Source organism: Methylobacterium sp. J-092 (assembly GCF_022829325.1).
Taxonomy (GTDB): domain Bacteria; phylum Pseudomonadota; class Alphaproteobacteria; order Rhizobiales; family Beijerinckiaceae; genus Methylobacterium.
This window is the reverse complement of sequence record NZ_JAKSXU010000207.1, coordinates 1-7,865: the sequence shown is the minus strand read 5'-3', so window position 1 is coordinate 7,865 and position 7,865 is coordinate 1. Positions and strand designations below refer to the sequence as shown.

General features: G+C 66.3%; 5 protein-coding genes and 3 pseudogenes. 3 read left to right on the top strand and 5 right to left on the bottom strand.

The features are described from left to right. Positions 1-402: pseudogene (locus tag MKK60_RS26450) on the bottom strand (IS3 family transposase); the annotation flags it as partial. Between the two features lie 127 nt (positions 403-529). Between MKK60_RS26450 and MKK60_RS26445 the strand changes: the two are divergent. Together MKK60_RS26445 and MKK60_RS26440 are read left to right on the top strand one after the other, a co-directional pair. Further along, a complete protein-coding gene (locus MKK60_RS26445) occupies positions 530-1,219 on the top strand; it encodes a LysR substrate-binding domain-containing protein (protein WP_243989091.1) in 690 nt (229 codons plus the stop codon). A 537-nt stretch (positions 1,220-1,756) separates the two neighbouring features. Further along, a complete protein-coding gene (locus MKK60_RS26440; RefSeq protein WP_243989092.1) occupies positions 1,757-3,685 on the top strand; it encodes a PAS domain-containing sensor histidine kinase in 1,929 nt (642 codons plus the stop codon). Between the two features lie 361 nt (positions 3,686-4,046). Here the strand turns inward: MKK60_RS26440 and MKK60_RS26435 are convergent, their stop codons facing one another. The 4 genes and pseudogenes from MKK60_RS26435 to MKK60_RS26420 form a co-directional block, all read right to left on the bottom strand. Further along, the gene (locus MKK60_RS26435) at positions 4,047-4,853 is read right to left on the bottom strand and encodes an SDR family NAD(P)-dependent oxidoreductase (RefSeq protein WP_243989090.1); all 807 of its coding nucleotides are present in this window, start codon (positions 4,851-4,853) and stop codon (positions 4,047-4,049) included. 86 nt (positions 4,854-4,939) lie between these two features. Then, positions 4,940-5,510, bottom strand: a pseudogene (locus MKK60_RS26430) (type 1 glutamine amidotransferase domain-containing protein). A gap of 37 nt (positions 5,511-5,547) precedes the next feature. Continuing rightward, positions 5,548-6,630: a catalase family protein gene (locus tag MKK60_RS26425; protein ID WP_243989089.1), complete on the bottom strand. Its 1,083-nt coding sequence runs from the start codon at positions 6,628-6,630 to the stop codon at positions 5,548-5,550. A 124-nt stretch (positions 6,631-6,754) separates the two neighbouring features. After that, entirely contained in the window at positions 6,755-7,159 is a 405-nt protein-coding gene (locus MKK60_RS26420; protein WP_243989088.1) for a hypothetical protein, read from the bottom strand. A 259-nt stretch (positions 7,160-7,418) separates the two neighbouring features. Between MKK60_RS26420 and MKK60_RS26415 the strand changes: the two are divergent. Continuing rightward, positions 7,419-7,755, top strand: a pseudogene (locus tag MKK60_RS26415) (IS3 family transposase); the annotation flags it as partial. Positions 7,756-7,865 lie beyond the last annotated feature (110 nt).

The window sequence follows — 7,865 nt, the reverse complement described above, 5'->3', positions numbered from 1 at the left end:
CATCGCGGCCCCGCGGTACCTTGCGCTGCGTCGAGCGATGCTGTCCGAGCGCCCTGCAGGCACGGCGCTCGGAGACGGTCATCGTCCGCATGATGTGCTCGACACAGGCGCGTCGGCGCGCGGGGCTCAGAAGTTTGCCCGGGACGCCTCCTGCAGGATCAGCTTGTCCAGCGTCAAATCGGCGATGGCTTTTCGAATCCGATCATTGTAGCTCTAAAGACTCGTCACCCCACGCACATGATGCCACTTCAGGCCGCCAAAACCCCGCCTCCACCGGGAGTATGTCACTGAGCTCACGACGAGCGCGCGGATTGCATCGGCCACGCTCTGGCACTGTGAGATCAGCACGTCTGCCTGACGTAGCTTCGCGACGATCTCCTCGGGATTCGGGGGCTTTGCCATCTTGTCCGTCCTCCAGGCTCAAAAGCCATACCAAAGGGCGGACCACTTCAATGGGGGCTGATCACTGGCGGAGCTGGAGGCGGCCGAGGCCATCGCCGCTGATAGCCGAGCCCGGCCCCGGGGCGAATTGCGGATCAACGCCCCGGTCTCGTTCGGCACCTACAGCCTGTCGCCGCTTCTGCCTGCGTACATGGCCGACAACCCCGAGGTCACGGTTCGCCTCACCCTCAGCGACCGGGTCGTCGACCTCGTGGACGAGGGCTACGACTGCGTGTTCCGCGCCGGCCCGCTTCACGGCGGCAGCCTGATCGCCCGGGGCCTGCGTCCCCTCAACCTCATCCCCTGTGCGTCGCCGGCCTATCTGGAGCGGCAAGGGCGGCCGCGGCACCCGGGCGACCTCACCCTGCATGCCTGCCTTGGCTTCTTGGGCTCGGCGCTGGAGGAACGCTGGACCTTCCACGGCGACGAGGGGGAGGTCGTCGTGCCCATTGGGGCGCGGTTCTCCGCGAACAGCGGCCACGCCTTGCGCCAGGCGGCCCTGGCCGGGATGGGCGTGATCCATCATGCCGAGGAGCTCCTTGCGGACGACCTCGCCTCCGGCCGGCTGGTCCGCGTCCTGCCGGGATGGCGCTCGGAACGCCCCCTTCACATCCTTTACGCGCCGACCGGCGCATCACGCCCAAGCTCCGCTCATTCCTCGACTTCGCGGCGGCGCGCTTCGGACCCATCTAAAATCGCACATAAGTCCCCGCGTCCCAGCCGTGGGGTCGTCACGTGGCCAAGCAGCCTACTAGCGGACGTTCCAAGGGTCCGCTGAGGGTCGGAAACGGAATGTCCGCCTTCGGGCAGCGGGGCGGAGACCGCTTCCGATCCAGTCTAATCTCTCACATCGTTGTGAGCGCCTCCCGTAAGTACCCGTTCGCCGCCTCATCGCAACCTCGGTTCGGGGTGAAAAGCGAGCGCCATAGCTCGGCCGAGGAGCAATCCCTCGGCGACCACTGAAGGCGCACGTGCCATAAGGGGGCATGGCCCCTGAAATGTCCTCCGATGAGCCGAAGCGTGCGATCACGCCTTCGGGCGACTGCGAAAATCACGACCGTACGGTCTTCGACACCCTCAATGAGGAGTGTCACCGACCCAGCAAGAGGACGTCCGGGCGCAGCCTCTGCCGCTTCGTACGGCGTCCGCGGGGCATGACGCGGTGAGTGACGCGACGGCCTTCCTTGCTGGCGGCGGTGAGGCCGCGCGCCTTATTCGCGAGCGCGACTGGTCGGCTCATCCTCTCGGGCACCCCGAGACGTGGCCGCAAGCTTTCAAGACCGCGCTCTCGCTGGTCCTGAACTCGCCCGAGAGCATGATCCTGGCCTGGGGGCCGGACCTCCATTTCTTCTTCAACGACACCTATTCCCGCCTGCTCGGCCCCCGGGTGGCCTGGGCCACGGGCGAACGCTTCGACAGGGTCTGGGCCGACGCCTGGGACCAGGCCAAGCCCATCATCGAAGACGCCTTCGCCGGGCGCAGCCATCGCTTCGAGGACCTTCCATGGAAGCTCGATACCGACCGGGGGGCGGCGCAGACCTGGTTCTCCTTCTCCTACTCGCGGGTGCTCGATGCCGACGGCAGGATCGCGGGCTTGTTCATCTTCGCCGACGAGACCACGCAGCGGGTGCTGACCGACGCCGCGCTCAAAGACAGCCAAGAGAGCCTGGAACAGGCACTCGGCGAGGTGCGCAGCCTGAACGCGACCTTGGAACAGCGCGTGGAGGAGCGCACGAACGAGCGAGACCTGATGTGGGACACCGCTCCCGACCTGATGCTGATCATCAACTTCGAAGGCATCTTCCAGCGGGTCAACCCGGCATGGACCCGCCTTCTCGGCTACGAGCCGCACGAATTGGTCGGGCACCACGTCAACGAGTTCGTCCTGGTGGAGGACCACGTGGAAACGGTTGGTGCTTATACCGAGGCGGCCGAGGGCGGGATGCCCCACATCGTCAACCGCTACCGGCACAAGGATGGCTCGACGCGCTGGATCTCATGGACCGCCGCCCCTGCCGGAACGCTGACCTACGCGACCGGGCGCGACATCACCGAGGCCCGGGAAAGGCAGGCCGAGCTGGAGCAGGCTCAGGAGGCCCTTCGCCAATCCCAGAAGCTGGAAGCCGTCGGCCAGCTCACCGGCGGAGTCGCGCACGATTTCAACAACCTGCTGACCATCATCCGCTCGTCCGTGGACTTCCTTCGACGACCGGACCTGCCAGAAGTGCGCAAGGATCGGTATCTCAACGCCGTCTCCGATACGGTTGAGCGCGCGGCCAAGCTCACCGGCCAGCTGCTCGCCTTCGCACGCCGGCAGACCCTCAAGCCAGAGGTGTTCGACGTCGGCGAGAGGATGCGCGGGATCGCGGAGATGCTCGATACCGTGACGGGCGCACGCGTCCACGTGGTCGCGGAGGTGCCCGATGCGCCCTGCTTCGTCCGAGCGGATCTAAGCCAGTTCGAGACCGCGCTCATCAACATGGCCGTCAACGCGCGCGATGCCATGGACGGGGAGGGAACGCTCACCCTGCGCCTCGGATGCCGGACGGCCCTTCCCGTCATCCGCGGCCATGCCGGCTCGCGCAAAGCCTTCGCCACGGTCTCCCTCGTCGACACGGGTTCAGGCATCCCCCCAGACCTGCTCAGCCGGATCTTCGAGCCGTTCTTCACGACCAAGGAGGTCGGCAAGGGCACGGGGCTCGGCCTGTCGCAGGTATTCGGCTTCGCCAAGCAGTCGGGCGGCGACATCGACGTTGCCAGCACCGTCGGGGAAGGCACAACCTTCACCCTCTACCTGCCGGAAGTCGAGCAAGAGGAGGTCCAGGACCGTGTCCGCGGGCCCGACGGGGGGCAGACGCCGCTCGGCACGGGGCAACGCATCCTCGTCGTTGAGGACAACATCGGCGTCGGTCAGTTCGCGACCCAGATCCTTGAAGACCTGGGTTACCGACCGACCTGGGCAGCCAACGCCGAGGAGGCGCTGGACCAGGTAGGCGGCGACGGCGCAGGCTTCGACCTGGTGTTCACCGACGTGGTGATGCCAGGCATGGGTGGCGTAGAGCTCGCCAAGGCTCTGCAGCGGCGGTTGCCGCACCTGCCGGTGGTCCTGGCATCCGGCTATAGCCACGTGCTGGCGCAGGAGGGCACGCACGGGTTCGAGCTGCTGCAGAAGCCGTACTCGGCAGTGCAACTGGGCGACATCCTGCACCAGCTCCTCGGCCTTCATGGGAGGGGTTCGGTCTAAGCAGGCTCGGCTTCCGGCTTGGTCGGTGTGTTCAAGACCCCGCTATGTCCGCTTCGATGCACCTGTCGTCCGAAAGCGGACGGGCAGAGAACCACCCGACCCGGTCGTTGGCCTCTGTTTAAACAGGCTGGAAGCTGACCTTCGCAGGGTCCGAGAAGGGTCGGGACCGGGCTCGGCGGCGATGTCGGCTTTCATACATCGCCGTCCCAAAGCGGACGGGCAGGAAACCACCCACCCCGGCCGTTGAACGGACGGTCGGGACCCGACCCAACGCAGTCACTGCTGTGAGAGCGCGGGCGTCCAGAAAGCAGCCGTTCCTATGTGCCTCAACACCGAACGGCTGCTGGTCCGCAACGAAGCTTTAGGCCCCCATGGTCATAACGGAGCCGCCGTCGACCCGGAGGAACTCGCCGGTGATGAAGCTGGCGTGTTCCGAGCAAAGGAACGCCACTGCCGCCGCAACCTCCTCAGCTCGGCCGCGGCGCTTGGCGACGATGCCGGGGCGCTCCTCATCCAACGTTTGTTGAACCGCCTCGTCGAAGGAGATGCCCTTCTCTTTCGACTTCTTCTCCATCTGGGCGTCGGTCATCGGCGTGGCAATGAAGGCCGGGCCGACCGCGTTCACGAGTACGCCGTCCGGGCCATAGGCCTTCGACAATCCCTTCGCGAGGTTCAGAACACCGGCCTTGGCGGCGGCATACGGCAGTTCCTCGATATAGGGCTGCACCGCGTCCTCCGAGGAGAACAGCACGATGCGGCCCCAGCCCGCCTTGCGCATGTGCGGGATGAAGGCTCTGGTCGCGCGCACTCCGGCCATGAGATCGGTCTGCAACGCCTCAATCCAGTCCTCGTCCGTGAGTTCGAGGAAGTCGCCGGACGCTCCCGTGATGCCGGCGGCGCAGACGAGGATGGTGGGCTTGTCATCGAAGGCCATGTTGGCGAAGGCGGCGAGCACCTCGATCCCCTTGGCCCCGCTCAGGTCGGCTTCCACGGCGCGGACTTGACCCAGCGCCGATAGCTCCGCGGCCGTGGCCTGCAGTTCGGCGCCTTCCTTGTCGGTCAGAACGACGTGGACGCCCTCGCGCAACAGATGCTCGGCGGTCGAGCGACCCATGCCCGACTTCCCACCTGTCACGACGGCGACCCGTCCCTTGATGCCGAGATCCATGGCTGTCTCCTTGAAGAAGCGGTGGTTAGGTCGACCGACGTTGAGTGCCTGGGGCTAGGCTAAGCCGAAGCGGGCGTGAGACGGCTTCAGGCGCTGCAGGCCTGCTCCCGATGGCGCCCTTCCGCGAACTCCTCGACGATCTTGGCGCAGAACGCCGGCAGGTCCTTCGGGTTGCGGCTGGTGACGAGGCCCTTGTCGACCACCACCTCCGCGTCGACCCATTCCCCGCCCGCGTTACGGATTGTCGGTCTTCACGGTCGGGAACGACGTCAGCTTGCGCCCCTTAACGACGTCGGCCCCCACCAGCGTCCAGGGCCCGTGGCAGATAACGCCGACCGGCTTGGCCTGCTGAAAGAAGTCCCGGACGAAGCCGACCACGGCCTCGCTGCCCCGGAGCTTGTCGGCCCCCACGCTGCCGCCGGGGATGACGAGCCCGTCGAAGTCTGAGGCGGATACGCCGTCGATGACCTTGTCGACCGGATACTTCCCAGCCGGGTCGAGGTCGTTATTGACCGTCTCGGCCTCGCCCGCCTCAAGCCCGACCACCGTGACGGTTGCGCCGGCCGCGAGCAGCGCCTCGCGGGGTTTGGTGAACTCCGGCTCCTCCGTCCCCCGAGGGGCGATCAGGATGGCGATGGTCTTGCCCTGAAGGGTCATGGTTGGCTCCTCTGTGCGTGGCGGAAAGGGGTCGGCGTCAGGCCGGAATGCTCTCCGGCGAGGCGGTGTTCTCGGCGGTCACGCCGTTCTCCCGGTGGCGGAAATCGCTCAGCGCCCGGTAGACCTGAAGCCGCGCCCGCATCACCGAACCGAGCGGCTGGTGCGCCGCGAGGCTGTGCGCGGGGCGGAAGGTCATCACCTCGTCGAAGTAACGCACCCGCTCAGGGGAGTAGGCGTCCTGCCGGGGCAGGCGGAGCGTCGCCACCGTCCGGTAGGGACTGACCGCGACCGGCCAGTCGACCGACGCATCCTCGATGGGCTGGCGCTCAGCATCGGCCCAAAGCTGCGCCTTCAGCTCGTAGACCACGTCGGTTTCGCGGAAGAACGCCGCCGCCGCGTGACGAAAGCCGTCCTCGTCGCCGTGCGGGTCGAGCCGCCATTCGGCCAGGTCCAGCTGCGCCTGCGAAGCCGGGACTGCGCCAAGCTTGGCGACGTAGTCGCCGAACCGCATTGGGGCCTGACTGAAGTAGCTGTCGGCGAGCGGGTGGCTGTAGGGGTGGCCGAGGAAATCGGCCATGGCACTCTCCGTGCCGAAGGCGTGCAGCACGCGGTTGAGGTTGCGCGCCGTGGCGGCGACCGCGCTCTTCACGCCCTCTGGCAGGCCCGTCGATTTCCCGATCACTGTGCCGTCCCGCAGGAAGCCCGCCGCCGTGCCCGACGGGAGGGTCGTGCCGGTGGCGAGCACGAAGTCCTGAGTGTCGACGTCGTGGCCGGGCAGCCTCGCGCCGGCCACGCCGAAAACCTTGATCGACATGCCGCGATGGGTGGACACTCGGTCGCCTAGGGTCTCGCCCGGCCCCTGGGCGAAGCGTACGGCGACCTTGTACGTCCCTTGATTGGCGAACAGACCCTGCGCGAGTTCGGGCGGCAGGTTCTCCGGGACGAACAGCTCTCCGATGACGCAGGCCGAACTCTTGGCGTGGCTCGCACGCACGGCCCGGTGCTCTCGCTTCTCGACAACCTGCGACTGCTGGGTCATCCCTTGGATGATCCCATCGATGGACTTCTGCTCGTCAGGTGCGGGCGTCTCGATGTCTGGCGCGTAGCGAAGGTACGCCATGCTCGTTCCTCGGAAGCGGGTCTAAGGGCAGATGGTACAAGGCAGAGACCGGGCGGCGCTGGCCGACTGACGGGACGGCGCCTGCTTGGGTGACGCGACGATACCGATTGGCGCGAAGTGGGGACTACCGGGTGTACGCTGCCCAAGCCTTTTCACCCTGGCTTCGGGCGACCTCCGTCTCGGTCGCGGGCTCACGGGCCGACATCATCATCGAGGCACCGGCTGACACCAAGCCTGCCATGGCCCTTAGTTCGTCCGGCTGCCGGGGGTCGCGCGAGATGGCGTCCGCCTCTTTCTGAAGGCGCAGGTTGCAGGCCTTCGTGGCCAACCCGCCATCGGGGGTGCATGCATCGTGTCGGGCGCAGGCCGCATCGAGCGCGTCCACCGGAGCCGCGGGAGCGTTGTTGCCTGGTCCGCAGTAGTTGCCATGAATCAATACCGCCCGTGCCGTATGGCCTGCGGTCTGGGCCGAAACGGGCCAAGCCAGGAAGGCGAGGAGTGGAAGACTTAGGGCGAGCTTATAGTTCATTATGGGGTCTGCCCCTTCGACCTCTAGCCACAGTGTGCTTGCACCAAAGTGGCTTCCATTGCGATTGTCGCGGGAGAAGCCCTTCCACCGGGCTCTGGTTCCGGACTGGTCGCAATGTCGCAACCTGTCGCGTCGACCCGGTTCGGCGGGTGCGGCCAGCATCGAATTAGGGTGAGCACCTCTTAGCCTTCACTCGAATGCAGCGCCACTTTGTAGGGGCGCTTGCCCGCGACGAATGAAAAATACATCCGGCGTTCTCAGGCGTCGGCTTAGCGGACTGAAATCAGAGCAGGTTCGACGGATGAAGAGTCTTGAAACTGAGAATGCTCGGCTTCGAAAAGCCATCGCCGATTTGACGCTGGACAAGCTGATCCTGCAGGAGGCGTCCCGGGGAAGACGTCTCGAGCCCCGCGCGCCGACGCGCCTGTGTCGAGCACATCATGCGGACGATGACCGTCTCCGAGCGCCGTGACTGCATGGCGCTCGGACAGCATCGCTCGACGCAGCGCAAGGTACCGCGGGGCGGCGATGATGAAGAGGCGCTGACGGTCGATCTCGTGGCTTTGGCTGACAAGTACGGACGCTATGGCTACCGCTAGATCAGCGCGCTTCTGAAGGCCGCCGGACTGGTCGATCAGGACAAGCGCGTCTAGCACATTGGGTGTCGTGAGGGTCGGACGGTCCCAGCCAGCTAGCCCAAGGGGTG